Annotated in this window: 21 protein-coding genes; 9 read left to right on the forward strand and 12 right to left on the reverse strand. The window is 57.0% G+C overall.

Translation table 11 applies throughout. From position 1 onward, the window contains the following. Together B3Y70_RS01760 and B3Y70_RS01765 are read right to left on the reverse strand one after the other, a co-directional pair. Positions 1-897, reverse strand: coding sequence for a DMT family transporter (locus B3Y70_RS01760; protein WP_011786344.1), 897 nt, complete (start codon positions 895-897; stop codon positions 1-3). A 95-nt stretch (positions 898-992) separates the two neighbouring features. Then, complete coding sequence (locus B3Y70_RS01765; protein WP_011786345.1) at positions 993-1,232, reverse strand: TIGR02647 family protein; 240 nt, start codon at positions 1,230-1,232, stop codon at positions 993-995. A gap of 181 nt (positions 1,233-1,413) precedes the next feature. On the opposite strand from B3Y70_RS01765, the gene B3Y70_RS01770 reads away from it, so the two are divergent. The 5 genes from B3Y70_RS01770 (at position 1,414) to B3Y70_RS01790 (ending at position 7,175) form a co-directional block, all read left to right on the forward strand. Further along, a complete protein-coding gene (locus tag B3Y70_RS01770; RefSeq protein WP_114434135.1) occupies positions 1,414-2,769 on the forward strand; it encodes a dicarboxylate/amino acid:cation symporter in 1,356 nt (451 codons plus the stop codon). Between the two features lie 129 nt (positions 2,770-2,898). Further along, positions 2,899-3,612: a lytic transglycosylase domain-containing protein gene (locus B3Y70_RS01775; RefSeq protein WP_114434134.1), complete on the forward strand. Its 714-nt coding sequence runs from the start codon at positions 2,899-2,901 to the stop codon at positions 3,610-3,612. Further along, positions 3,612-4,373: a spermidine synthase gene (locus B3Y70_RS01780; protein WP_114434133.1), complete on the forward strand. Its 762-nt coding sequence runs from the start codon at positions 3,612-3,614 to the stop codon at positions 4,371-4,373. The genes B3Y70_RS01775 and B3Y70_RS01780 overlap by 1 nt, the downstream gene beginning before the upstream one ends. Positions 4,374-4,510: 137 nt before the next feature. After that, complete coding sequence (locus tag B3Y70_RS01785) at positions 4,511-6,424, forward strand: hypothetical protein (RefSeq protein ID WP_199452391.1); 1,914 nt, start codon at positions 4,511-4,513, stop codon at positions 6,422-6,424. A gap of 58 nt (positions 6,425-6,482) precedes the next feature. Next, a complete protein-coding gene (locus tag B3Y70_RS01790) occupies positions 6,483-7,175 on the forward strand; it encodes a pseudouridine synthase (RefSeq protein ID WP_011786350.1) in 693 nt (230 codons plus the stop codon). Positions 7,176-7,190: 15 nt separating this feature from the next. Here B3Y70_RS01790 and yeiP read toward each other — a convergent pair whose 3' ends face one another. Both yeiP and B3Y70_RS01800 read right to left on the reverse strand, forming a co-directional pair. Then, complete coding sequence (yeiP, locus tag B3Y70_RS01795; protein WP_011786351.1) at positions 7,191-7,757, reverse strand: elongation factor P-like protein YeiP; 567 nt, start codon at positions 7,755-7,757, stop codon at positions 7,191-7,193. Between the two features lie 73 nt (positions 7,758-7,830). Continuing rightward, on the reverse strand, positions 7,831-8,328 hold the full coding sequence (locus B3Y70_RS01800; protein ID WP_011786352.1) for an acyl-CoA thioesterase: 498 nt from the start codon (positions 8,326-8,328) through the stop codon (positions 7,831-7,833). A gap of 203 nt (positions 8,329-8,531) precedes the next feature. Between B3Y70_RS01800 and B3Y70_RS01805 the strand changes: the two genes are divergently transcribed. Continuing rightward, positions 8,532-10,397 carry an alkaline phosphatase D family protein gene (locus B3Y70_RS01805; RefSeq protein WP_199452392.1) on the forward strand — a complete coding sequence of 622 codons (1,866 nt, stop codon included), beginning with the start codon at positions 8,532-8,534 and terminating at the stop codon, positions 10,395-10,397. 38 nt (positions 10,398-10,435) lie between these two features. Here B3Y70_RS01805 and B3Y70_RS01810 read toward each other — a convergent pair whose 3' ends face one another. The 3 genes from B3Y70_RS01810 to B3Y70_RS01820 form a co-directional block, all read right to left on the reverse strand. Then, complete coding sequence (locus B3Y70_RS01810; protein ID WP_219193720.1) at positions 10,436-11,134, reverse strand: crotonase/enoyl-CoA hydratase family protein; 699 nt, start codon at positions 11,132-11,134, stop codon at positions 10,436-10,438. Between the two features lie 96 nt (positions 11,135-11,230). Continuing rightward, positions 11,231-13,810 carry a DUF2339 domain-containing protein gene (locus B3Y70_RS01815; RefSeq protein WP_286715214.1) on the reverse strand — a complete coding sequence of 860 codons (2,580 nt, stop codon included), beginning with the start codon at positions 13,808-13,810 and terminating at the stop codon, positions 11,231-11,233. A 27-nt stretch (positions 13,811-13,837) separates the two neighbouring features. Beyond that, the gene (locus B3Y70_RS01820) at positions 13,838-14,212 is read right to left on the reverse strand and encodes a hypothetical protein (protein ID WP_153740975.1); all 375 of its coding nucleotides are present in this window, start codon (positions 14,210-14,212) and stop codon (positions 13,838-13,840) included. Positions 14,213-14,334: 122 nt separating this feature from the next. Between B3Y70_RS01820 and B3Y70_RS01825 the strand changes: the two genes are divergently transcribed. Continuing rightward, positions 14,335-15,078, forward strand: a complete 744-nt coding sequence (locus B3Y70_RS01825; protein WP_199452394.1) for a substrate-binding periplasmic protein — start codon at positions 14,335-14,337, stop codon at positions 15,076-15,078. Between the two features lie 57 nt (positions 15,079-15,135). On the opposite strand, the gene B3Y70_RS01830 is transcribed toward B3Y70_RS01825, so the two are convergent. From B3Y70_RS01830 to B3Y70_RS01840, 3 genes are all read right to left on the reverse strand, one after another. Beyond that, complete coding sequence (locus tag B3Y70_RS01830; RefSeq protein ID WP_153740973.1) at positions 15,136-17,277, reverse strand: methyl-accepting chemotaxis protein; 2,142 nt, start codon at positions 17,275-17,277, stop codon at positions 15,136-15,138. Positions 17,278-17,498: 221 nt separating this feature from the next. Then, positions 17,499-18,353 carry a hypothetical protein gene (locus B3Y70_RS01835; protein ID WP_153740972.1) on the reverse strand — a complete coding sequence of 285 codons (855 nt, stop codon included), beginning with the start codon at positions 18,351-18,353 and terminating at the stop codon, positions 17,499-17,501. A 63-nt stretch (positions 18,354-18,416) separates the two neighbouring features. Next, the gene (locus tag B3Y70_RS01840; RefSeq protein ID WP_153740971.1) at positions 18,417-19,094 is read right to left on the reverse strand and encodes an NAD(P)H-binding protein; all 678 of its coding nucleotides are present in this window, start codon (positions 19,092-19,094) and stop codon (positions 18,417-18,419) included. A gap of 97 nt (positions 19,095-19,191) precedes the next feature. Here B3Y70_RS01840 and arfB point away from each other — a divergent pair, with 97 nt between their 5' ends. Continuing rightward, positions 19,192-19,605 carry an alternative ribosome rescue aminoacyl-tRNA hydrolase ArfB gene (gene arfB, locus B3Y70_RS01845; protein WP_011786361.1) on the forward strand — a complete coding sequence of 138 codons (414 nt, stop codon included), beginning with the start codon at positions 19,192-19,194 and terminating at the stop codon, positions 19,603-19,605. Here the strand turns inward: arfB and B3Y70_RS01850 are convergent. Further along, the gene (locus B3Y70_RS01850) at positions 19,602-21,158 is read right to left on the reverse strand and encodes a BCCT family transporter (RefSeq protein ID WP_153740970.1); all 1,557 of its coding nucleotides are present in this window, start codon (positions 21,156-21,158) and stop codon (positions 19,602-19,604) included. The genes arfB and B3Y70_RS01850 overlap by 4 nt on opposite strands. 321 nt (positions 21,159-21,479) lie before the next feature. On the opposite strand from B3Y70_RS01850, the gene B3Y70_RS01855 reads away from it, so the two are divergent. Beyond that, a complete protein-coding gene (locus B3Y70_RS01855) occupies positions 21,480-22,067 on the forward strand; it encodes a sterol desaturase family protein (protein WP_153740969.1) in 588 nt (195 codons plus the stop codon). Positions 22,068-22,248: 181 nt separating this feature from the next. Here B3Y70_RS01855 and B3Y70_RS01860 read toward each other — a convergent pair whose 3' ends face one another. Next, positions 22,249-23,145 carry a hypothetical protein gene (locus B3Y70_RS01860; protein ID WP_153740968.1) on the reverse strand — a complete coding sequence of 299 codons (897 nt, stop codon included), beginning with the start codon at positions 23,143-23,145 and terminating at the stop codon, positions 22,249-22,251. Positions 23,146-23,225: the final 80 nt, after the last annotated feature.

The following is a 23,225-nucleotide window of genomic DNA, read 5'->3' on the forward strand; positions in this document are numbered from 1 at the left end:
TCAGCGATTTAACGGTCGTGGCCCTCCAGTAACCACGAGGGCCACCCCGGCTACCGCCACCACTCCCCCGGCAATGGCCAACGGCCCCAACCGCTCATTGAACAGAATAAAGGCTTCCAGAGCCGTTACCGGTGGCACCAGATAAAACAGACTGGCCACCTGCGAAGCCGCACCACGACGAATAAGCCACATCAAAATCAGAATGGCACTTACCGACAGCCCGAACACCAGCCATCCCAGCGCCAGACTGAATTGCACTGTCCATTCGATGTGCCGGGTCTCCAGCGTAAAAGCACCAATCGCGAAGAACGCTGCAGCCGCTGTGTACTGAATCATGGTGCCAGATATCAGGTCCACTCCGGTTCCGAAGCGCTTCTGATAGACCGTACCCAGGGAAATGCCGATCAACGACAAGCCTGCCCACAGAATGGTGACCGGTGAAAAACTACCGCCATTGGCACCGCTGCCCAACTTTTCCGCCAGCACCAACGCCACTCCGGCCAGCCCCATGACCAGCCCCAGCCACTGCCTGCCAGCAACCGACTCCCGCAGAATCAGAACGGCTGCCAGCGCTGTTACCAGCGGTTGCAAGCCAACAATCAGTGAGACCAGGCCCGAGGGCATGCCCTGATCGATGGCATAGAACACCCCGCCCAGATAGGTTCCCTGCACCAACAACCCGGTAATCGCCAGATGCCCGGCCCCACGCCAGCCCGGCCAACGGGATTTCATGGCCACGGCGAGAATAGCCAACGGCACCAGCGTCAGCAGCATACGGATCAGCAGCAGGGTAAAGGGTTCCGCATAAGGCAGACCATACTTGGCGCCAATGAACCCGGTGCTCCACAACCAGACAAACAGGGCGGGCACAAAAAAGGAGTAATAGATCGGTGGCATAAGTCCTGGCAGAGGCTGGAAAAAGAGCCTCGACTATACCCGGCCAATCAGGCCGGGAACAGGTACAGCCTTGCCATTACAGAGCCACAGTCACCCTATGGGGCGGTGAGCATTGTCTGAAGCTTCTGGGTAAACTCCACCGCTTCGCAACCAAGCGGCGTCAGGTAACCACCATCCTTCTGGCTTATCAGCCCCTTGGCAAACAAGGATTCCGCCGCGCGCAGCGTTTCCGGCGCCGCACTGTGAGCGTGCACCTTGATGCCCTCCTGAGTAGAGGCGGACGGAAACTGCAGCAACAGGTTCAGCTCAGCAAGGTGGTTTGGAGAGAACGGCATAAAAGCTCCTTATCGTCAGCGTTCTCTGCAGTTTAGCCCAAACAGTCGTGGACCGAAGCGGAATCACAAAGAAATTGATCCAGATGCATAGTTTGCCTGACTATCCTATGGTTATTGTCTTCAAAGGCCCGATCTCTGCCTGTCACCGACACAGAAAAACGGCAACACGGACACGTTGATCATGGATAACACACCAGCTCAGACCACCGACAATGCACCTCGCTCGCTGCGCCATCTGAGCGTCTACCTGGCCACACTGGTCAAAGGCAGGCTTTGGCTTAAAGTGCTCATTGGCATGGGGCTTGGTCTGGTGGTGGGCACACTGCTTGGTCCTTCGGTCGGCCTGGTCGAACCGGAAACAGGCACCTTGATCGGCAACTGGCTGGCGTTTCCGGGGCAACTCTTCCTCGCCACTATACAGATGATCGTCATACCACTGGTGATTGCCTCGGTGGTGCGAGGACTGGCCGCCAGCGACAACCTGGAACAACTCCGGAAAATGGGGACCCGGGTTACCCTGTTTTTTGTCATTACAACCGCCATTGCGGCCACCATCGGGCTCTGGGTGGGCGGCCTGGTTAACCCGGGGGATCTGATGACCGGGCTGACCACACCGCCAGCCGATGCCGCGCCGGTGGCCGCCGACATCCCCGGCCTGGACGCCCTCCCCCAGACACTGATTGGACTTCTGCCCGGTAACCCCCTGGACGCCATGGTGGAAGGGCAGATGCTGCAGGTGGTGATTTTCTCCATCATCATCGGCGTTGCGCTGGTGAGTATGTCGGGCGACAAAGCCAAACCGATGCTGGACCTGCTCGATTCACTGCAGCAAATCTGCATGACCGTGGTTCGCTGGGCCATGCGCCTTGCGCCCTATGCCGTGTTTGGCCTGATGGCGCAACTCACAACTACCCTGGGTTTTCGTGCCATGATTGGCATGGCCTCCTATGTGGCAACGGTGCTGTTCGGCCTCGCCGTCCTGATGGGGTTTTATCTGGTCATTCTCAAACTGCTGGCAGGTGTACGGCCACTGCAGTTCCTGAGGGATACCCGTGATGTCTTGCTGCTGGCATTCTCAACCTCCAGCTCCGCCGCTGTCATGCCCCTGTCTATCCGTACCGCAGAGGACAAACTGGGAGTGCGCCCCTCGGTTTCCCAGTTTGTAGTCCCCCTGGGCGCCACCATCAACATGAATGGCACTGCGCTTTATCAGGCCGTCGCGACCGTTTTCCTGGCCCAGGTCTACGGCATCGACCTCAGTGTTGGCAGTATGGCCCTGGTGGTCGCCATGGCAGTGGGTGCCTCCATAGGGTCGCCGGCTACCCCGGGGGTTGGCATTGTCATTCTGGCAATGGTACTGCAATCGGTGGGTGTACCAGCCGCAGGTATTGCCTTGATCATGGGCGTGGACCGAATTCTGGATATGTGCCGAACCGCCATCAATGTGACCGGCGACCTGGTTGCCTGCCGGCTGCTGGAGAACTGGTCGGGCAAGCGAATTCCGCCGCCGGCCGGACCGAGTGCTGTCGATGCCTGAAGACAACGGCCAGTTTGTGACCCCATGAACAATCGGTATCATGAAGGCACGAAACTCCTACACTTGAACGGCCATCTACCGCGATAATAGACGTAGTGTGTCATTCAGAAACTATGCTTCGGGTTCTTGATGAATTTCAGCGGTACATCCCTGACGACTAGAGTCACCATTGCCCTTGTCACCGGACTCCTTCTCGCGGCAGCGACGGCCCATGCCGACAGCATCAAACGCATCGTGCATCCGGACGGACGGGTGGAATTCACCAATGTGAAAAGCAAAAGCCAGCCACGAGCCTCCACCAAGAGTGAAACCGTGTATCGTTACACCGACGAGCACGGTGTCGTGGCCTACAGCAGTCAGCGCCCGGGCAACGCCGACTTCGATGTTATCCGCTTCCACTGCTACGCCTGTGACCCGGAATCCAACGTCGACTGGCACAAAACGCCATTGTTCCTGAGCCCCTACCGCAGTGAAATCCAGACCGCGGCAGCTGAATTCAATGTTGACCCGGCCCTGGTGCGAGCCGTTATCCATGCCGAGTCTGCCTTCAACCCCAAGGCCATTTCACCCGTCGGTGCCCAGGGACTGATGCAGCTGATGCCGGGGACGGCACAGGAACTGGGCGTAAAAGACCCGCTGGAGGCCAGCGAAAACATCCGCGGCGGTGTCGACTATCTGGCCAAAATGCTCAAACGCTTTAATGGTGACACTCGCCTGGCGACCGCCGCCTATAACGCCGGCCCCGGCGCCGTTGGCCGCTACAGGGGCATTCCGCCTTACGCGGAAACCAAAGCCTACGTGGAACGTGTAGGTATCCTGCACCAGCGCTACGCCGCCAACTGATGGGCACCATCATCAAACGGCCCGATATCAAGGGCGATATCGTGCATGTCGCCAACGACCGCTACGGCAATATTCTGGTGATTGATGATCGCAAACACCGGATTCTCAGTTTTGATTCCGTGTTTGAGCAAAGCAAAATTCTGCGTCGGGCACCCCATGTTCCCGTCCACGAATACAGCCGGGCCATGCTGCTACCCATTGCTTTCGCCAGGCCCGACCACATCACTGTGCTTGGTTTGGGCGCAGGCGTCGTCGCCCACGGCATACACCGCCTGTTACCCGACAGTCAGGTTCATGTGGTGGAGTTGCGTCAAAAAGTGTTCGAGACCGCACGGGACTGGTTCTCGTTCCCACAACATGAGCGCCTTCATGTCACCGTCGCTGATGCCTGGCACACACTGGAAACGCTTCCGGTGGCCAGCACCGCCATGATTGTCACGGATCTGTACAGCGCAGACCGGATGTCGCCCCTTCAAGCCCAACGCCGGTTCATCAAGGCCTGTGCCCGGGCACTCAAACCTGACGGCTGGCTCGTTCTTAACTATCACCGCATGCCGGAGCCGGACGGTAATCTGCTGCGCGAGCTGAAACGCCAGTTCCCGTGTCTGCTCACCTTCAAAAGCAAAACCAACAACTGGGTTATCTATGGCTGTAATCGGGCGTTTGATCCCTGGCAGATACCCGACGCAGTCCTCAAGGCATTGGAAGAACAACTGCCGGTTGGATGGCCAGCGCTGATGAAAAAAATCCGGGTCTTATAAAATCCGCCCTCTACCGACCACGAAAAATCTTACTCCGTTTTACATTTTTTTATGTAATTGCCGGTAATTGTTCACAGTTTTCAGGCTAAACTCTGCGCCTCTCTACACCCTCTCTTACTCATGTAAAGGAACAAAGCATGGCATTTGAGTACGGAGCTCAAAAACTCAACATCCGGAATCCATTCCGGTTCGAAGGGCTGGTCCGGTCCATTCGTGGTGCAATTCTGCTGGCGATTGGCGTCTATCTCCTGTTTCAGATTCAACCTCTGCTTGGTACCGACAAACCCAGGGCCTGGGTTAACCTGTTGATCGGAGGCCTGTTTGTAACGGGCGGGTTGAAGGCGCTGGGCGGAGGCCTGTTCCAGGTCATGCGTTTCTTCGTGGGCCGCGCCGCACCGGCCTCACTGGCCAAAAACGTTGCCCGTGAAGCCGTGAACGAACGCGAGCCGACCCTGTATAACTCCAAAATGCTCCACAACATGCTCATGAGCAAGAGCAATCCGACCTTTATCGAGCCCACCGGCTGGTTCGCCCGGGCGGTTCACTCGGTCTTTCCCAACCTGATTGTCACCCCCTGGCCAATTCGCAACGTCGCTCAGAATCTGGCCATGAAACTGACCAAGAGCTTCGTGGCCATCGCCGCCTTTCTGGTGGCCAGCCTGGTGGTCACCATGGTGTTCTCGGGCACCGAAGGCGCGGATGTTGGCAGCACGGTTATCTCACTGATCCTGCAAGCGTCATTGCTGGTGTACCTGGGACTGTTGTGGGTCAAACTCGGTAACCCGCTGTCCCGCAGTAACATGACCACTCTGGGCCAGACCACCAGCAAGGGACTGGCGCTGGTGATCATCGGTGCCATCGCGGTGCCCATACTGACTGCCCAGGGCTGGCTTGGCTTCTGGGACAGTCTGCACGTCAGTGCCCGCCAGGATTTGGCAGGCCTGATGCCCCTGCTTGAACCGGTTTTCCGTACCGGGTCCCTGCTGACCCTGACTATCGTCTGTGCTCTGGCGACAGCGGCCATTGCGGTGGTTTTAATCAAAGCACGCATTGGCATGGTGCCCATCGCAACCAGCAGCTCTGAACTTAACAACAGCTGGCGATTCGATCTGCACCCACGCCAGATTTTCACGACGCTGCGCGACCTGGTGTTGATGCAAAAACGTCAGCAAGAGCTGCCGAACCGGGTATATCTGGACAGCAACGACACCGGTGATGCCAACCGGGAGAATGAGCAATTCAACGGCGACCTTCTGGTCGAGATACAACCTGTTGTCGAAGACCGCGAAGAGCCAAAATCCCTGCGTTGGGCCCGGGCAAGCGGAACCATCGCTGGCCAGATACTCCTGTTGGCGGGTGCCCTGCTGCTCTGGCTGGGTGCCGATCGCGTGATGGACCATGTTTACGCTCTGGATCAGCTTCGCGCTACCCGGCTCGATGTCGACCAGGCATTGAACCTGCTGTTCATCCCCGCAGGCGCCACTGCCGCCATCCTGCTTGCCAGCTTGCTATTGCTCGGCTTCGGCCGGACACTGTCCAGAATCTGCCATCTGTTCTGGGCCGAGATCTTCTTCAAGTCCAACCTGTTCGATATGCACTGTGAAGGCACGGTGATGCGGGCAACTCATTACCGCGGCGCCGACCGTCACAGTGCGTCCAGTGAACAGGATGTCTTCAGTTTCGACGCCACTTACTTCGCTCTGGCAACCGAAGCGGTCAGCTCAACGTTTGCGGTCTCTGGCCAGCAAAACCTGGAGCAGCCGAGGTATCTGCTGTCCCTGTCGCCATGCGATGGATTCATCAACAGCGTGGTTGGCGACCTGGAAGACCAGTTCCGTCGCCGCAACGACGAAATAAAGAGCGAAAAGCAGGCCGACCGGGAACAGCGGCTCGACTATATCCGCCAGGAGCAGGAAGCGCGCAGAACCGGGGATATGGCTGCCCAGGGCCTGGTTGCACCAGAGCAACGGGCATCACTGGAATCAGACGTGGTGTCAGATCAGGACCGTGAGAAGATTGCCCGCTGGGAGGGCGACACAGCCGATAGCTGATGGCAAATCAGACAGCACACCAGGAGCTCTTCGGAGCTCCTTTTTTGTCGGGCACAACATGAAGCTCTTACGGATACTCACCAATCAGAACGGTATTAGCCGCCGACAGGCCAAGGCCCTGCTCGCCGCCGGCCGTGTTCATGTTGATGGCGAGCGCTGCCATGATCCGGACCTTGACATCCCGCGGTTTCGTGAAGTGTGCGTTGACCAGCGAATCATCCAGAGCGCGGCCCCTTCGTATTACCTGATGCTGAATAAACCATCGGGCTATCTGAGCGCCACCCGGGATGACCAGCATCCCACCGTTATGGAACTGATTGACCCATTGCTTCGGCCGCATGTGCACATCGCAGGGCGACTGGACAGGGCAAGCACCGGACTATTGATCCTCACCAGTGACGGGGTCTGGAGCCGACGGCTGACCGAACCGGCGGTTAAAATCCCCAAGGTATACCGGGTAACCACGGCTTACGCCATCTCACCGGAGACAGAGGATCGGTTCAGGGAAGGCATCTGGTTCGAGTACGAACAACTCAGAACCTCGCCCGCGTCGCTGGAGCCATTAGGAGAGCGGGAAGTGCGGCTGACGATCTACGAGGGTCGCTATCATCAGGTAAAACGCATGTTTCACGCCGTGGGCAACCGGGTGACCTCATTGCACAGGGAAAGCATGGGCGGGCTGACTGTGGATGGGCTAGAGCCTGGCAGCTACCGCCATCTCAGCGCACAAGAGGTCAGCTCAATCGGCTGACCTCTTGCCATATCATCAGGCGCGGCTGAGGAATTTGCGCTCTTCCACGTTCACGCGAATTCGGTCACCCGTGGAAATGTGCTCAGGAACCTGTACCACCAGGCCTGTGGTCAGGCGGGCGGGTTTGGTTCTGGCGGTTGCCGAGCCACCCTTGATGGACGGGTCGGTTTCCTCAATGGTCAGTTCCACCGTCGGCGGCAGGTCAATGGCCACCGGGTTTTCGCTGACCAGAATCACCATTACCCCTTGGGTGTCCTCAGTAATGAACAGCAACTCATCCTCAATGGCACTGCGGTTGAGCATGTACTGAGTAAAGTCTTCGGTATCCATGAACACATACTCATCACCATCAGCGTAGGAGAAGGTCGCTTCCCGGCGCACCAGGTCGGCCAGATTGAGCATGTCCGAGTCCTTGAAGGTCTCATCCAGTTTCTGGTTGGTGACCACATCGTACATGCGCATCCGGTAAAGGCTGCCTCCGGCACGGCCCTGGGGCACGGAGCGCTCGATATCCTTCACGAAATAGACGCGGCCTTCGTATTCAACCGCCTGATTCTTTTTGATTTCACTTGCTTTAGGCATGACATCCGGTTCCAGAATAGTTAGTCATCACGGGCGCTGGTATACCACGACTGGCGGTAATATGCGATAGCCCTCAGCCACTCGCCTTCGACAATTCATCCCGGGTGCGCAAACGCCCCTCACGGCGTATCTGTGCCTTGGCATAACGGCGCTTCTGGTCCTCGGTTTCCGGGATTACCTGGGGCACATCCACCGGCTTGCCGTGTTCATCCAGTGCCACAAAGGTAAAGAAGGCAGACAGAATATGGCGAGTCTCGCCGGTATAGCTGTTCTCGGCCTCCACTTTCGCACCGATCTCCATGGAGGAGCCCCAACTACGGTTCAACGACAGATTGAACAACAAGGTGTCATTGCCTTTGGCGGGAGCGCGAAAATGAATGGAATCCACCGCCGCCGTCACACAGACATGGGCCGAGTGCCGCTCCGCGACCACCAGTGCCAAGCGGTCACACTTCGCCATGATCATGCCCCCGAACACCGTATTGTGGGAGTTCATGTCGTTGGGGAACACTTTATACACATGCTTTTCAATAGCTGAAGCAGAAACAGCTTTTGCAGGTTTATCGGTCATGAAATGGTCATTCCTTTGTGTGTTTACCCACACTTTCTGTGGATAACTTTGTTAGCAAGGCAAGGACATGCGATCACAGGCGGCATAAACACTGCGTTTGCGATCCCTGCGGTTAATTTGATCAGATATACTGCACGTTTTAATGACAACAACAAAGCGGGCATTACCCCCGAAAGGATTCACATACCGGAAAGGAGTTTCCCATGATCATCTGCGGCCCTATCGTACGCCACTCCAATCGCACCGTGCTCAACCTATGGCTGGTATTAGACCAGCGTCCCGAGAGCATTCAACTGAATACCTATCTGGATGATGCCAGAGCATCACCAGTTACCAGAGACTGCGACGCCGAGTTCATACCAGCAGGCGATAACTGCTATATCTGCATGCTGTCGACGGACCTTCCCCTCGACAACGCCGAGCCTTATCACCAAACCAATGAGCTCTTCTATGAAATAGTACTGGATGGCGAGCCCTTTGGAGACAGCCAGCTGCTGGCGACACTTTGCCCTGGCACGGACAAGCTGCCCAGTGTTTACCTGCCCCGGGAACATCGGCATTTCATTCAGGCCTCCTGCCGGCGCCCTCACTCCCCGGGACAAGACAAAAAGCCGGACCAACTCGCCCGGGGCGCCCGTTTGCTGGCGGAGAATCTTCGCAAGGAGAGCCGGCCAAGCCAGCTGTTTCTGACCGGCGACCAGATCTACGCCGACGATGTGTCACCCTTGCTGCTGGATTATCTGGGCAAGCTGCAGAAACACCTTGGACTGGCCGATGATCTGAAAAACCTGCCGGCGGGCAAAGACCTGCACCGGCTGTCGAAACTGGATGACCGTCACTGGGTAACCCGAAGCCCCTACGGATTCAGCTCCAGCGCCAAAAGCTCCCACCTGCTGACCCGGGCCGAATACCTGAGCATGTACCTGTTTGCCTTCTCAGGCGCCGGACACCAGTTCGGCCTCGACTTCCAGGGCCATGACGAACTCAAGCCACGGCTTGCCAAACAGCCTGCCAATACCCGGGATGGCCGGAACCCGCCGGTGCAATATGTCTACACGGAGAGACAACACGCAGAAGACCACCGTAATCTGTCTGGCTTTGCAAATCTGGCCCGCTCGGAGGTCCGCCAACTGCTCGCCAACACGGTGACCTACATGATCTTTGATGACCATGAAGTCACCGACGACTGGAACATCTCGAAACAGAACGCCCGGCAACTGAGCACCACGCCCATTGGCCGGTACGTGCTGATCAACGCTCTGCAGACTTACTTCCTCTGCCAGCACTGGGGCAATCAGCCCTCTCTGGTGAAGTCCGAAGTGGCAAAACTCAAAACGCTTCTCGAACAGGATACGCCAGCCGACCACAAAGAATGGGACTGGTTGCTTGAGCGGTACTGGGGCTACGAACTGGAACAGACACCGCCGGTGGCGGTGCTGGATACCCGCACGCACCGGGAATTCAGCAAGCGAGGCAAACACTCCCTTGGCCTGATGTCTGATCAGCAGATCCAGCAACTGGGCCAGCGACTCTCCGGGTTTCATCAGTGTCGCACGCTGATTGTGGTCTCACCGACCCCCACCTACGGGTTCAGTCATATCGAATACCTGCAGCTGAATTTTCCCATGTTCAAACGCACTCTGGATCGGGAACCTTGGAGTGCGGACACGGCATCGCTCGAGGCTCTGAAATCATCCTGCTGTCAGTTACCCGGTGTTGAGCATGTGGTGGTTTTCTCTGGCGACGTACACTACGCCTTTGCCCGAAGACGTCAAACCAGCCAGGGGCCCGTTCTCTGGCAGATCTGCAGCAGCGCCTGCAACAACGTACCCATGGGTGAGAATATCGGCTTGAGGGCCATCAACAGGATCGGAGAGTTACTGGGCAAAAACCAGGAAAGCTACCTGCTGCCGGAAGACAGCGACTTCTTCCTGACCAGTGACCGCAATATCGGCACCTTGATGCTTGACGATCAGGGCTGCCCGGTCCAGGCGGGATTGCTGTGTGCGGGAGAAAACGGCAGTTACCAGAAGCGCTACGATCTGGTGAACTACCGGGAAACCAACTGAAGCGACAGGAGCCACCAGACAGGTGGCCCCGGCAGGGATCAGCCCAGTACGTCGAAGTGGGCTGCATCCTGCTCAATGCACCAGTCCAGCTTCTCCAGATAAGCGGCCTTGGTTTTGAGCTTGGTTTGCTTGTGGGCGCGCATGTTCAGTTGCTTCATTTGCGTTGCCACCGCTGTGGCGCGCTCCGCCAACTGTTCCGGCGCCACAATTTCATCCAGGAAGCCGGCCGCAATAGCCGTTTCCGGGTTAAAGATCTCAGCGTTTACCACCGAGCGGTAGAAGTAAGGGGCCGGCATACGATGGCGCGCAATCTCAATGCCCGCATGGTGCATGGTCATACCAATGGCCACTTCATTCAGGCCCAGCTTGAAGCCACCCTCTACCCCGATTCGATAATCCACTGAAAGCAGAACGAACGCGCCCTTGGCGATGGCGTGGCCACTGCAGGCGGCAATAACCGGCAGCGGAAATGCAGCCAGACGACGGGTAAACGTAGAGCCCACCTTAACCAGCGCCATGGCCTCTTTCGGGCCTTTCTGCATTTCCTTGAGATCATAGCCGCCGGAAAACATCCCCGGCTGGCCCGTGAGAATGACAATGGCCTTATCCTGCTCTGCCTGGTCCAGCGCGGCATTCAGCGCGTCAAATACCTCATGGCTCAGAGCATTAGCCTTGCCATTGTTCACGGTAATGGTGGCAATGCCGTCGTTCAGTTCGTAAGTTACGAGTTCTGTCACCTGGATTTCCTCATCTACTGCCAGAATTAAGTGAGTGTTTGTTAACTGTATAGCGAACACCGGTCATGGGCAACGCCAAAATCCCGATCAACGGTCTCAGGATTCTGACGCCTTCCCGGAGCCAGAGGTTCGCCGGTACATCCACGCCAGGCCAAGCAGCGCCAGCCCCAGCCCCATAAAGGCAGCAACCCGCCACAGTCCCTGCAGCCCGGCCATATCCACCAGAAAGATCTTGCCGATGACCAGACCAAGCAGAATCATTCCTGCCTTGTGCAGCAGTTCGCTCTGGTTACGTGTGGACCAAAGGATCGCGGCAATCGAGTAGAGCATACCAATCACCGAGTAGGTATAGAGCTCGCCCTCCCCCATTCCACTGGACAGAGTCATCGCACTGCCCTGCCACAGATGCCGGATTTCGAGCAAAGTGAACACCCCGAAAGCCACTGCAGCCGTACAAAGAGACCAGCGAACGGGCACAAGATCGGAGTATCGAGCGCTGGCCAGAGCCAGAAGGACCGGCGCGCCATACGCCAGCAACAGCAGATTGAATACCGGAGTACTGCCAATAGTGCCGTCGGTCCACCAGGGGTTGTGCACCACGGCAACAACGAGATAACTCAGAACAGCGATCACCGTCAGTGCCCTCGCCAGCAACCGGTAAAGCCACCCCAGCGTTCCCGCGACCCTGGACCGGAAAACGTAGACGATGCTCAAAGCGCCCCAGAGCACGGTATTGATTGACGCCTCGGTGACGCCATATTGCCGCGCAAAAATATCACCATTGTATAGCCAGTAACGAAGCTCCACGCCCAGGAACAGAACCAGCAGATGCAAGGTGACAGCTTCCAGCCAGGGCCGAATGGCCTCCTTTCTGGCCAGCCAGGTAGCAGCGCCAGCAAACAGCGTGGCCCCTCCGTAGGTCCAAAGGGACCAATGCCCACCCGCATCGTAGCTCTGCAACCATGGATTGAAGGTCAGTCTCGCCACCACAATGGCCAGTAAAACCTTGAGAATCAGGAACAGCTCGGGCGCCTGGTATCGGCGTCCAAGCCAGACCAGGCTGACGAACTGAGTGGCCAGCGCCAATGTCATTGACGCTTCCTGCAACCACATGGCAACCGCCATGGAATAGCACGCGTGGGCAGCCAGTATCGCCCAGACCAGGCCAACGCGATAACCTTGCGAGTGCTCCAAGCGCCAGGCAACGACACCATAGACCGCCGCCGCCAGGAGCGCGACCAACGCCCAGTTGCCTGCAGCCTGCCCGCCCTGAACAAGCAACCACCCCAGTAACAGCCAGATAACGGGCGCCAGCATCGCCAGCGACGCCCACCGCCTCAGCTCCAGCTGCGTCCGCCACTGCCAGAGGACGCTCAATACCACCAGCACAGAGGCAAGAATCAGATAGGTGATGAAGGGCTGCTGGAAACTCTGTCCCAACGGCCTGAACAGAACGTCCTGACTCAGATCGGCAGAATAGACAAGCCAGCCGGCAAACGTGGCCAACACCGCGGCCCAGGGCAAAAACCACAGTCGCTGTCGGCTTTGGGGCAACAATACGGCGACCGGTAGCATCCATAGCCACGCCAGAAAAGCGGGATCATCCGTCGATTGCCAGGCAATAGACGCTCCCCAGGCCAACAGTGTTGCCAGCAAGGCGTCTCTTCGACGCTGCAGGGGAAGCAGGCCATCTCCGGGCAAGACCGAAAACAACAGGAAAAGCACGGGAAGATAACAGGACACCGCCAGGCCGTGGCGTCCACTAACGGCAACCAGAAGCCACCAGAGTCCGGCGCCGGCCAGGGTGCCAAACCAAAGCCAGGGACGGTAGACATACTGCATCAACAGCAGGGAGCTGACGGTGATCACAACGCTGTAACTCAGCACAAAGACGGCACTTCCGCCTTCGCCCCCGACCAGCAGCGGCACCAGATAGGCACCCGATAGCCCCATAATGGCCAGTAATGGGCCATGCACAAGCGCCAGAAACATGGTCGCGACGGAAACCAGTGCCAGCGCGAAAAGCGCCGGTACGGGCCCGATCAATCCATAATGATGAACGCCCGCCAACAAGGCTGCATAGAGTGTGACACTGCCACCGCCGGTCAGTGCTGCAAAGACCTGATCCGAACCCATGTGACGCCGACGAAGATATTCCGCGCCTGCATGCAGCCCCAACCCGGTCAACAACGCCATCAGCAACTGATGCACTGGTCCGATAAGTCCGGCGGAAATCGAATGGCTCACCATAAAGATCCCGGCAAGACTGACACTCAGCGCGCCAATCCAGACCATCCAGTTGGCTTTGAATGCCGCCACGCCACGGGATACCAGAGCATCCGACCGATTCACGGGAACGGCAATTGCTGTGTCTTCCGCGACCGGCTCCCGAGATGTCTCTGCGTCTGTCGTTTCTGCCACCGAACTTGCTGGCTCCCGCACGTACCCGACATCCGCCGGCACATCCGGGGTGGCCGGCGTCACCGGATCCGGCAGAGAAACCCCGGTATCGCGAAGCCTGGAAACCTCTGCCCGGAGGTCGGCGACTTCCAGAGCCAGATCCTCGACCCGGGAGGCGTGACGGTCTCTTTGCCGGAACGCCAGAAAGCCCAGAAGTGAGCCCACAGGCACCAGCAGCACGCCAGCTCCGATAACGAGAAAGAGTAATGCTTCCAATGGACGTTTCCTTGTCTTGTCGTTACTTCAGGGTTGCACCACCCCGGATTGAGGCACCAGGCAATTGATCATGGTAATCGACAGATCCCGGAATACCGCTTCCGACATCACGTTATCCGGAAACTGGCCGACCATCGTTCGCCGGCAGGATGAGGATCGACTGTTTGCTCGCTGCACACAATCGTTGAATGTCTCCCCGCTATCCCGTCCCGTCGCCTCGCTGCAAAAAACGGGAACCCGGCTGACAACAAAATCAAGTACCTCCCCCCGGCTTGCAGGGCTGGTCGCCAGGTTACTGAAACGCTCTGCACTGGCCGGAGCCGGGGTTCCCCTGGTCTGGTCCCACAATACGTAGAGCAATGCGGCAGAAACCAGCGTTACTGTGACAACGGGCATCTTCATTACAAATCCTTAAAACAGAGTGGCGCGCCATTGTAAAGAAGAACAATCCGAGCTGCCTCATTGAACACCGGTTGAATACCATAGTGAACTCCCAAATTCTGAACCGAAAACGGAGCATCCTCATGAAAGGGAAACTCGGACTTCTCGCTGCCATGCTCGTTCTGGCCGGCTGTGCCACCGCTTCCGAGCAACTGCGCGTTTACACCGAACAATATCCTCCTTATAACATGACCACCAGCGGTCAGCCCTTTGCCCATTCAGAATCCGAAATCACCGGCCTCTGCACCGATGTGCTCAAAGCTGTTCTAGAGAATGCCAAGGTCGACTACAGCATCAAGCTGCGAGACCTCAGCTATGGCATGAACCGCGCTCAACGGCACGAAGACCATGGTATCTACTGCGTATCCAAGACAGACGAACGGGAGCCCTTCTTTGAATGGGTGGGACCACTCTCCAGCATCAAGTGGACCCTGTTTGCCAAGCCCGGCTCCAGCATCAAACTGGACGATCTTGAGGATGCCCGTGACTACCGTATTGGTGGCTACAAAGGCGATGTGATGACGGGATACCTGGAAGACAAAGGATTCGACGTTTCCGCCATAACCAACAATGGACTGAATGCCAAGCGGCTGGAACAGGATCAGATCGATCTATGGGTGGCCGATGGCCTGGCAGGCCCCTACCTGGCCGCCGATGCCTCCGACGTGACCGGCCTTGAGGCAGTTCTTGTTTTCCGCGAAACCCCGATGTATCTGGCCATTAACAAGGACTTTGATCCCGACTTGATCAAAGCCCTTAATACGGCTTACCAGGCTATGCAGGAAAGCGGTGAGATAGACACCATTTCGCGTTCTTACGGGCTCTGATCGCCAAGTGGCTTTTGCCGGCCCCGCCAGCTCTCAGGCTAACGCGGGGCCAGCAGCTTACGCATTGCTCACCTGAAACTGACCGGTGAGGTTTTTCAGCTTGTTTGCCGAAACGTGCGTCATTTCCGAACTCGCCGTCAAACCCGCGATCACCGTCGTCATGAAGCTTACGCTGTCAGCAACGCCACTGGTCTGTGAACTCTGAACAGCGTTGGTTTCCGCGATGCCCGAGATCGCCCGGAAGAGCTTGTCGACCATGTGATGCAGCTCTGCGTTGTCATCCGACGCCGCCCGGGCCTGAGCCAGACGGGCCTCCATCTCTGCCATGCCTTCTTCCATTGTGGTTACGGCGCGCTGAGTTTCTTCCCGCACCCGATACAGACGCTCATCAATTTCCGTCGTGGCCTGGGCTGTCCGACTGGCCAGTTGCCGGACCTCATCGGCGACGACTGCAAATCCCCGCCCTGCCTCACCAGCCCGAGCCGCTTCTATGGCTGCATTGAGCGCTAGAAGATTGGTCTGGGCAGCAATGTCGTTAATCATTTCAGCCGCCTTGCCGATCTCGTCCGTGCGTTCACTCGCGGCGCGAATACCCTCGGCCGAACGCACGATAACGTCGCGAATGCTCTCGGTTTCACGGCTGACACGGGCAAACTGATCTTTGGCACGAGCCACCACATCTTCCATGCTAACTCGCATTTCCTGCGCTGTGGTCGAGGCATTTTCGATTTCGTTCTGCTGCAGATCAGCGCCCTTCAGCATCTGCTCTATGTCGTGTACCACCTGCTGAATCTTTTCATCCGCCTGGCGGTTCTGACCCACAAGGTGTTCACTGGCGGAGCGGGATTCACCCGCAAGACTGATGACCTGCCCCACCATGCCGTCGAGGGTATCCAGAAAGCTGTTCATCCAGCGCGCGAGATCCCCGCTCTCATCCCGCTTGGTCTTGCCGACATCGAGACGCTGGCGCAGATTCCCGCCTCCTTCGGCAATGTTCCGTATGACATCCGCGAGTGATGACAGGCTATCTGCCAATGGCTTGGCGGAACTTGCCCGGAAGATGACAAGCCCCAGGAGCGCAACCATCGCGTTCACGGAGGCTTCCAGCCACAGAGGAGCACCGCTTGCCGAAACCGCTACGTTGGCTGCCCAGATAAGCGCCATAAGGACCCCGAGCCGCGCCGTCAGTCGATAGCTGACCGAACGTTTCCGATACACCTCCTCCAGGTCGCCTTCACACATCATGCCCCAACGATCAGGAGACCCGGGTAACTGGAAGGTCACGCCCTTGCCAATCACCGGTATATGGCGATAGTCGGAATAGCCGGGGTACTTAACGTAGAGGTTTTCACCACGGGCCATGGTTTCCCGTACCCCCGGGTGCAACTGCCCCGTAGCCGGGTCGGTAAAACGTATTTCGAATTCGGTGTGTTCCCGAATCCGTACTGTACCGAAGCCCGTACGGATTCCGTCTTTGAGGTTGTCGCCGTGACTGAAGGTAGCGTCTTCAAACCGCGAGCGCGACAGGGCAACTCCCGGTCTGATCGATGGATCAAACTGACTGTCGATCATGAAAATGTAGTTGTCGCCAGACTCTTCAAAAATGTGCCCGGCCTCGCGCTGAATCAGGTCACTCATGACATCGTTCGGAACCCGGGCACAGACTGCCGCTGCCTGATTGCCAGCAAGAGCGACCGGCTGGTAGAACATCAGCGTGACATCGTCATGAAATCTGGAAGTTGTGGCACCAAGCTGCAAGGTGACCGGGTCACTGTAGGGCCCGTGGAGGAACCGCTCTCTCACCCCTCGTTGCACGGCCGCGGGCATGAGGCCTGCGGCTCCGTTTCTGCCGGTCACCGTCGAGGCGACAACAGAGCCATCTTCTTTCACAACGAAAAGCTCGGAAATTTCCCGGAGGCGCGTAACGGCCGAATCCAGTACCTCTGAAATGCTATCGTGTTCGCTACCCTCAAGTCGTGCCGCAAGCCCCTCAAGGAAGGCCCACTTGCCATTTGCCCAGTTAATCAGCGCTTCGCGACGGGTTTTCGCGATGCTCTCGAATATCTCTTCATTCGTTGCATATTGCTGGCGGTTCAAAAAACAGGACCATCCCATCCGCAACTTACCTGTGGCCCCAAACCAGGGCAACCAACCCCGCTCATCGGATGAAAGGTTCATGGAATCACTGCGTAAAGTCATAGCGCGCCTTCCTCAATCGGTACTGCATGCCTGCACTACAACGAGGTGGTGCAAACATACCTGCTTTCAGAAGGAAGCTAAGCAAAGAGCGGGCCTGAACCGGCGGACCGGTCAAAACCTGAAGGGAAGTAGCAACTGCCGGATTCAAACGATGAGAGAGGCGCACCATCGGGGTGCGCCATCAAAAATATGCACTAAAGAAGGGCGAGGCGCCCCTGGGCTCAGCGGGTCTTCAGATTCTCCAGAAACTCAGCCATTTCTGCTTGCATGTCGACAACACGTTGCCGCCATTCCGCCTTGTAGGCCGCAAACTCCTCGCTCAATTCGCCCAATTGCAGCTGGGCTTCGGCGGCGGTCGCGGTGCTCTCCGCAAGCGTCTTCAAGTTGACTTCAGACAACTGCTCCCGCTGGTCTTCAAGCCTGATTACCGTTTCGTTCAAGGTACGTCTGTCCTGCGGCGTTGCAGATGGGGTAGATTTAAGCGCTTCCCGCAGGGATTCAGACAGCTCTTCCAGATGCTGGCTCAGCTGGTCACCGTACTCTTCAGGCAACGCCGACATATCTTCATTCATACTCTGGGCCTGTTGCTGCAACTCCCGCCCCAGCCTCTCAAGCTCTACCGCCATCTCATCGGATTGATTTGCCCAGCGACTCTTGAGATCTTCACCCAGTTTTTCCAGCTGCCCAACAAGACTTCCCCAAACCGGGCCCTGTTTCAGGGCATCGCCGGTGCGATAATAATCCACCAGCCAGTCGTCACCTTTACGTACCAGATAGGTTAAGGACTCCGTGGCTTCGTTCTGGCCCTCCAGACCACTCAGGGTGGTGGTTACCCGGGCCAGATTGTCATCAATGACCACACGCCCCCACTCAATGCTCACGTTCTGCCATTGCTGTTCAAAACCATCGAATGCCGCTTCATCGACCAGGGTTGAATAATCTGCGGCCGCTTCAGCATCCTCTTCAAGTACAGCTTGCCAAAACGCTTCCGATACTTCCTGGGGCGATTCCGGGCGACTGCACCCTGTCGCCATGAGTACGGAAAACACCAGAAAAGGAAAAAGTACATATTTCATTGATCAACCTCATCGATCGCTCGGGAACAGTGACCCGGATTTTACATCAGGTGAAGGACAGCATTAGCGACGATTGCCCATCGTTAAGATATCGTCGTACTCCCACACTCTCACCACTGCACCGCCCGAAGTGATTCCGCTAATGGTCTCGAGCTCGTTGACCATGGCCGACGCTACGGCTTCCGCTTCAATCGCCCGATATTTTCTCAGTGGCCCGATCAACGCCCGATTCGCAACCGGCATGACGGCCACACCAAGAGCCTCGGCCGTTCGAGCCTCCTTGCGCTGCCCCAGCAACAGGCTCGGGTGGTAGATCGCAAGATAAGGAAATTTCAGCGCCCGGACATTGTCCTCAAGCTCTCCTTTGACTCGATTGTAGAAAACCGGGGATTGCGAAGATGCTCCGATGGCCGACATCAGAATCAATGCCCGTGCACCGGCGTTACGGGCCATCTGAGCTGCCTTCAATGCATAGTCATGATCGACCTTGCGAAAGGCTTCTCTGGAGCCTGCCTTTTTCAGGGTCGTTCCAAGGCAACAGATCAGGACATCCACCTGGAAAGCGTCAGGCTGAGCCTCCATCGCATCAAAATCCATGAAGCGCTGCTCCAGTTTCGGATTTTCCACGACCATCGACCGGCGAACCGGAGCGATCACAGTCGATATCTCCGGCTGCTCGAGGAGCTTCTCCACCACCATGCCTCCGGTCAGGCCGGTAGCGCCTAAAACCATCACCTTCATTCGGTGTCTCCCTGTGTTCATCGCTTCTGATTGGTTGCCGGATTGCGTAGGATGATACTCGTAAACACTCGAATCCGAGCTCTCAACACGTGCCACTATGCTGAAATTATCCAATGCCGTCGAACTGGCAGACTGGGAAATCCAGATTACGCAGATACGATCCCAGGGGGCCGGCGGTCAGAATGTGAATAAGGTTGCCTCTGCCGTACACCTCCGGTTCGACATCCTGCATTCCACCCTGCCGCCGTTTTACAAAGAACGTTTGATGGCATTGTCCGACCAGCGCATCAGTAAAGACGGCGTGATTGTGATCAAAGGGCAGTCTTTCCGCACGTTTGAGCAGAACAAAGAGGACGCGCTGAACCGACTCAAGACTCTCATTCAGGAGGCAGTAAAACCGCAAAAAGCCCGCCGGCCAACGCGGCCGACGAAATCCTCCCAACGGCGGCGTGTGGATAACAAAACCCGCCGTGGAGAGATCAAATCCCTGAGGGGAAAAGTAAAAACCTAAGCCAGCCCCTGCTCTTTCGCCAGGGCTGCTGCGGCCCGGGGACCGGTCCACAGAGAAGGGAGAATAATCAACGACACCGGAATGGCTGTGATCACAATGAACTGTTGCAACACCCCAATCTGACCGGCCCCCATATAGAGAAGAATCGCGGCCATCAGTGCCATGGCGCCACCCCAGAAAACGCGAATCCAGGGTTGCGGCTCGTCATGGCCGGCCCCCACCATCGCAATGGAGTAGCTCATCGAATCTCCGGTTGTCGCCACAAAGATGGTGGTCAGCAACAGGATTGCGGCCGCCATCCAGGTGCCTCCCGGCAGTGCCTGCGCAACCGTCAATGTGGCGACGTCAAACCGGAAATTGTTCAAAGCGTCGGTCAAATCAAACGTGCCGGACAGCTGATGGTATATGCCAGAGCCACCCAGCAACGTGAACCAGATGGTCGTGGCGATGGGTGCCAGTATGGCGACTGCCATGATGGTTTCACGGATGGTTCTACCCCGTGAGATTCTCGATACAAACACTGCCATCAAGGGGGTATAGCCAATAAACCAGGCAAAGAAAAACACCGTCCACCACTTCATCCACCAATCGGGCGCCGTCTGTGCTGTCATGGTCGCCATGGAAAAAAACGAGCCCAGATATTCGCCCATGGATTGCAGGTAGACATCCGTAAGGAATAGCGTGGGGCCAAACACAAAAATAACGCCGGCAATAACCAGCGCCAGGATGACGTTGAAACGACTGAGCAGCTGGATACCCCGATGCAGCCCGGTCATTGCGGATGTCATGTATACCCCTGCCAGCACAGCCAGAACCATGAGCTGAGTACCGTAGCCATCGGAGACACCGAACAGCTCATGCAATCCAAAGCTCATTTGTGTCGCCAGAAAGCCGATCGGGCCCACGGTGCCGGCAACCACTGCGATCACGCAGGCAGCATCCACCACTCCACCCAGGCGCCCGCTGACAACACGCTCGCCTAGCACGGGATAAAGCAGCGTCCGTGGCTGCAGTGGCTGCCCTTGTGAGTAGTGCGCGCGCGAGAGCACGATGGCCGTTAGTGAGCCAAGCACAGCCCAGGCTAGAAACCCCCAGTGCATAAATGACTGGGCAAGCGCAGGTGCAACGGCGGCAGGGGACGCTGCCTCGGTGTCGAACGCCGGCGGGGTGACCACAAAATGATAGACCGGCTCACCTGCTGCGAAGAAGACTCCGCCACCGGCCAGCAACGTACACATGATCATCGATAGCCAGCGGAACCGGCCAATCTCCGGCTCATCCAGCCCTCCAATCCTGGCCCGACCGGCACCGCTTACGCCCGTGGCAACCGCCACAAAAAACGTGAGCAGCAGGAACAGCTGGAAAAAAGAACCAAGATATTTTGCGGTCCACGAAAAACCGTGACCAATCAGGTCAGCCACGTAATCGGCATCGACAACAGAAGCACCAACAAACAGCAGAATAAAGCCAATGGTCAGAACCAGCACAACGGGATCACTGTCGCTCCAGACGCTCTCGCTTGCCTTGGGTTTAGGGATAGTCTCGGCGGTCATTGGGAATGGGTCCTTGGGGCAAAAAGGGCGCGACACTACCGGAACTCTTAAGCGATTGCACCCAACTACGGGGAATTACGAACCTGCACAGCTGCGGATCACTCAGCGGTTTGCCCACAGAATCTGTGGATAACTCTGTGCGAAGTCTCAGGACAGGTTCGCCCGACCCTCGTCATCCCTGGGGCGCCCAATGTTGGAGGCAATTTGATCAGGTTGTCCGATTCCGCCAACGGGGCCTGACAAGCTGACGCAAATGAGCTCAGAAATTCAAGGCGGCTATGGCACGATGAAAACTCAGCCACGCTCTGAAAGAGGTGATTCATGATTGGCTTTCCGGTCGCCCTGATTTTTGCCAACGGCGTTGAATGGTATGCCCATAAATACATCCTCCACGGGACCCCACGGCCGGGAAAACCCAGATACAGCCCGGTACCGAAGTCCATGAAAAGCCACTGGCAGCATCACAAGATCGTGCGCACCACGGATTACCGCGACGAAGGCTATGAAGAAGGGTTTTCCAACTGGCGCACCCGGAACGAAGTCACCTCCCTGCTTGCGCTCACTGCGGTTACCTCTCTGGCGCTACCGGTAGCCCCGTTTTTTACACTGGGCACCTACTACGCGGCTGGCCGGTACTTCTATGTGCACCGGCGCTCTCACCTGGAACCCGAGTGGGGAAAGAAGGCCATTCCCTGGCATTACGATCACCATATGAACACCAATCAGGACGCCAACTGGTGCGTCACCCGTCCCTGGTTCGACTACATCATGGGGACCCGTATCAAAGCAAATCCGGAGCTTGCCGAGTCCAACCCTTTGGGTATCAACCTGCCCTCGATCATCGAGAACCCCATGAACCGGTTTTTGAACAAGTGTTTTCCACAGCTAGGGATGAACCAACAGGGCTGATTGGTTTTGCCCACAGAATCTGTGGATAACGTTGTTGGCAACGACAGGATAGGCAGTGCAAAGCGTGCAGTGGCAGGCCCTGGCGGAAAGCGCAGGTAAAATGATCAATCTGAACAGATGCGCGCTTCGCCAGGTTGGGTGGGTGTTGGCACACCCACCAATAGCTTGTTTTTGGGTCGCTTCAGGCGGGAACAGTGGCTTCGATAGCGTTGCCTGCTTCGGTATCACCTTTGCCCAAAAGAATATCCCGGAACGAAAGATAATACGCGCCCGCGAGAACCGCCCCCCAGACAAATGACACGACAATTGTAATCACCGTCATGCCAATAACCGATGCGGTTGAAGCACCAATTGCGAACGTGGGGAACAGTACCAGTTGAGTAACAACCATCGCGTTTACAGCAAAGAAAAGCAGTACAAACAAGTTCTTGAAGCACGCGCGCAGGCTGTTACGAACAGCCTCTAAAGCCCCCTGTCTGGCAACCACAATCAACGGGATTGCATAGAAGAACAACGCACCGAACAGAACCAGCGCGCCAAGCACTGCAATGAACATGAGCAGAATCGCAGCAATACCTGCTGAGGGCCCGAAGCCATCATCCATGAAACCACCCATGCCATAGCGGCTAACAGATGAAAACGAAAAATCGGCAATACTTGCGATCACGTAGCCAATAACGGACAGTACAATGCCGACGACAATCATCATCACTACCATCAGGAAAGTATGAAGTATCGTGTGCCCGCTGAAGCCGGAAAACACCTGGGTAAACCGGGGAGTCCCCTCGGCTGCGCTGTGGAACAGAGCCACCATACCGGCGTTGAGTAGCAGCGTTACGAAAATGCTGACAATCACCAGCACCACGGTGCCAAAGACACTGCCACCGGAAATCATCTCCATCGCACCATATTGAATCAGCGCCGGAACAAGAAACACCAGCAGATAGGCAGGCAGAATCACGCCCCAGTTACTGCGCAGCAGTCGCACCGCCGCCGAAATCCAGTTCAGTGGTGGGCCGGCCGGAACTTTTCTCGGGATAACAGGGGTGTCGTAAGAAGTATCGGTTGGGGTGCTCACAGCAGGAAGTCCTTAATGTGTTTTCCAGGAATGTCGACCATGTAGATGGCCCGTCCAAGGGGGCGGACGTTAACAAAACC

The organism is Marinobacter sp. UBA5687 (genome assembly GCF_002420325.1).
Taxonomy (GTDB): Bacteria; Pseudomonadota; Gammaproteobacteria; order Pseudomonadales; family Oleiphilaceae; genus Marinobacter; species Marinobacter nauticus.

Excerpts from the sequence above, each read along its gene's own strand:
- yeiP (WP_011786351.1), bottom strand. The coding sequence starts at position 7,757 with ATGCCTAAAGCAAGTGAAATCAAAAAGAATCAGGCGGTTGAATACGAA.
- B3Y70_RS01830 (WP_153740973.1), bottom strand. The coding sequence starts at position 17,277 with ATGACTTTACGCAGTGATTCCATGAACCTTTCATCCGATGAGCGGGGT.
- B3Y70_RS01780 (WP_114434133.1), top strand. The coding sequence starts at position 3,612 with ATGGGCACCATCATCAAACGGCCCGATATCAAGGGCGATATCGTGCAT.
- B3Y70_RS01790 (WP_011786350.1), top strand. The coding sequence starts at position 6,483 with ATGAAGCTCTTACGGATACTCACCAATCAGAACGGTATTAGCCGCCGA.
- B3Y70_RS01785 (WP_199452391.1), top strand. The coding sequence starts at position 4,511 with ATGGCATTTGAGTACGGAGCTCAAAAACTCAACATCCGGAATCCATTC.
- B3Y70_RS01775 (WP_114434134.1), top strand. The coding sequence starts at position 2,899 with ATGAATTTCAGCGGTACATCCCTGACGACTAGAGTCACCATTGCCCTT.
- B3Y70_RS01835 (WP_153740972.1), bottom strand. The coding sequence starts at position 18,353 with ATGAAATATGTACTTTTTCCTTTTCTGGTGTTTTCCGTACTCATGGCG.
- B3Y70_RS01770 (WP_114434135.1), top strand. The coding sequence starts at position 1,414 with ATGGATAACACACCAGCTCAGACCACCGACAATGCACCTCGCTCGCTG.
- B3Y70_RS01800 (WP_011786352.1), bottom strand. The coding sequence starts at position 8,328 with ATGACCGATAAACCTGCAAAAGCTGTTTCTGCTTCAGCTATTGAAAAG.
- B3Y70_RS01850 (WP_153740970.1), bottom strand. The coding sequence starts at position 21,158 with ATGACCGCCGAGACTATCCCTAAACCCAAGGCAAGCGAGAGCGTCTGG.
- B3Y70_RS01840 (WP_153740971.1), bottom strand. The coding sequence starts at position 19,094 with ATGAAGGTGATGGTTTTAGGCGCTACCGGCCTGACCGGAGGCATGGTG.
- B3Y70_RS01825 (WP_199452394.1), top strand. The coding sequence starts at position 14,335 with ATGAAAGGGAAACTCGGACTTCTCGCTGCCATGCTCGTTCTGGCCGGC.
- arfB (WP_011786361.1), top strand. The coding sequence starts at position 19,192 with ATGCTGAAATTATCCAATGCCGTCGAACTGGCAGACTGGGAAATCCAG.
- B3Y70_RS01855 (WP_153740969.1), top strand. The coding sequence starts at position 21,480 with ATGATTGGCTTTCCGGTCGCCCTGATTTTTGCCAACGGCGTTGAATGG.
- B3Y70_RS01805 (WP_199452392.1), top strand. The coding sequence starts at position 8,532 with ATGATCATCTGCGGCCCTATCGTACGCCACTCCAATCGCACCGTGCTC.
- B3Y70_RS01820 (WP_153740975.1), bottom strand. The coding sequence starts at position 14,212 with ATGAAGATGCCCGTTGTCACAGTAACGCTGGTTTCTGCCGCATTGCTC.
- B3Y70_RS01765 (WP_011786345.1), bottom strand. The coding sequence starts at position 1,232 with ATGCCGTTCTCTCCAAACCACCTTGCTGAGCTGAACCTGTTGCTGCAG.
- B3Y70_RS01760 (WP_011786344.1), bottom strand. The coding sequence starts at position 897 with ATGCCACCGATCTATTACTCCTTTTTTGTGCCCGCCCTGTTTGTCTGG.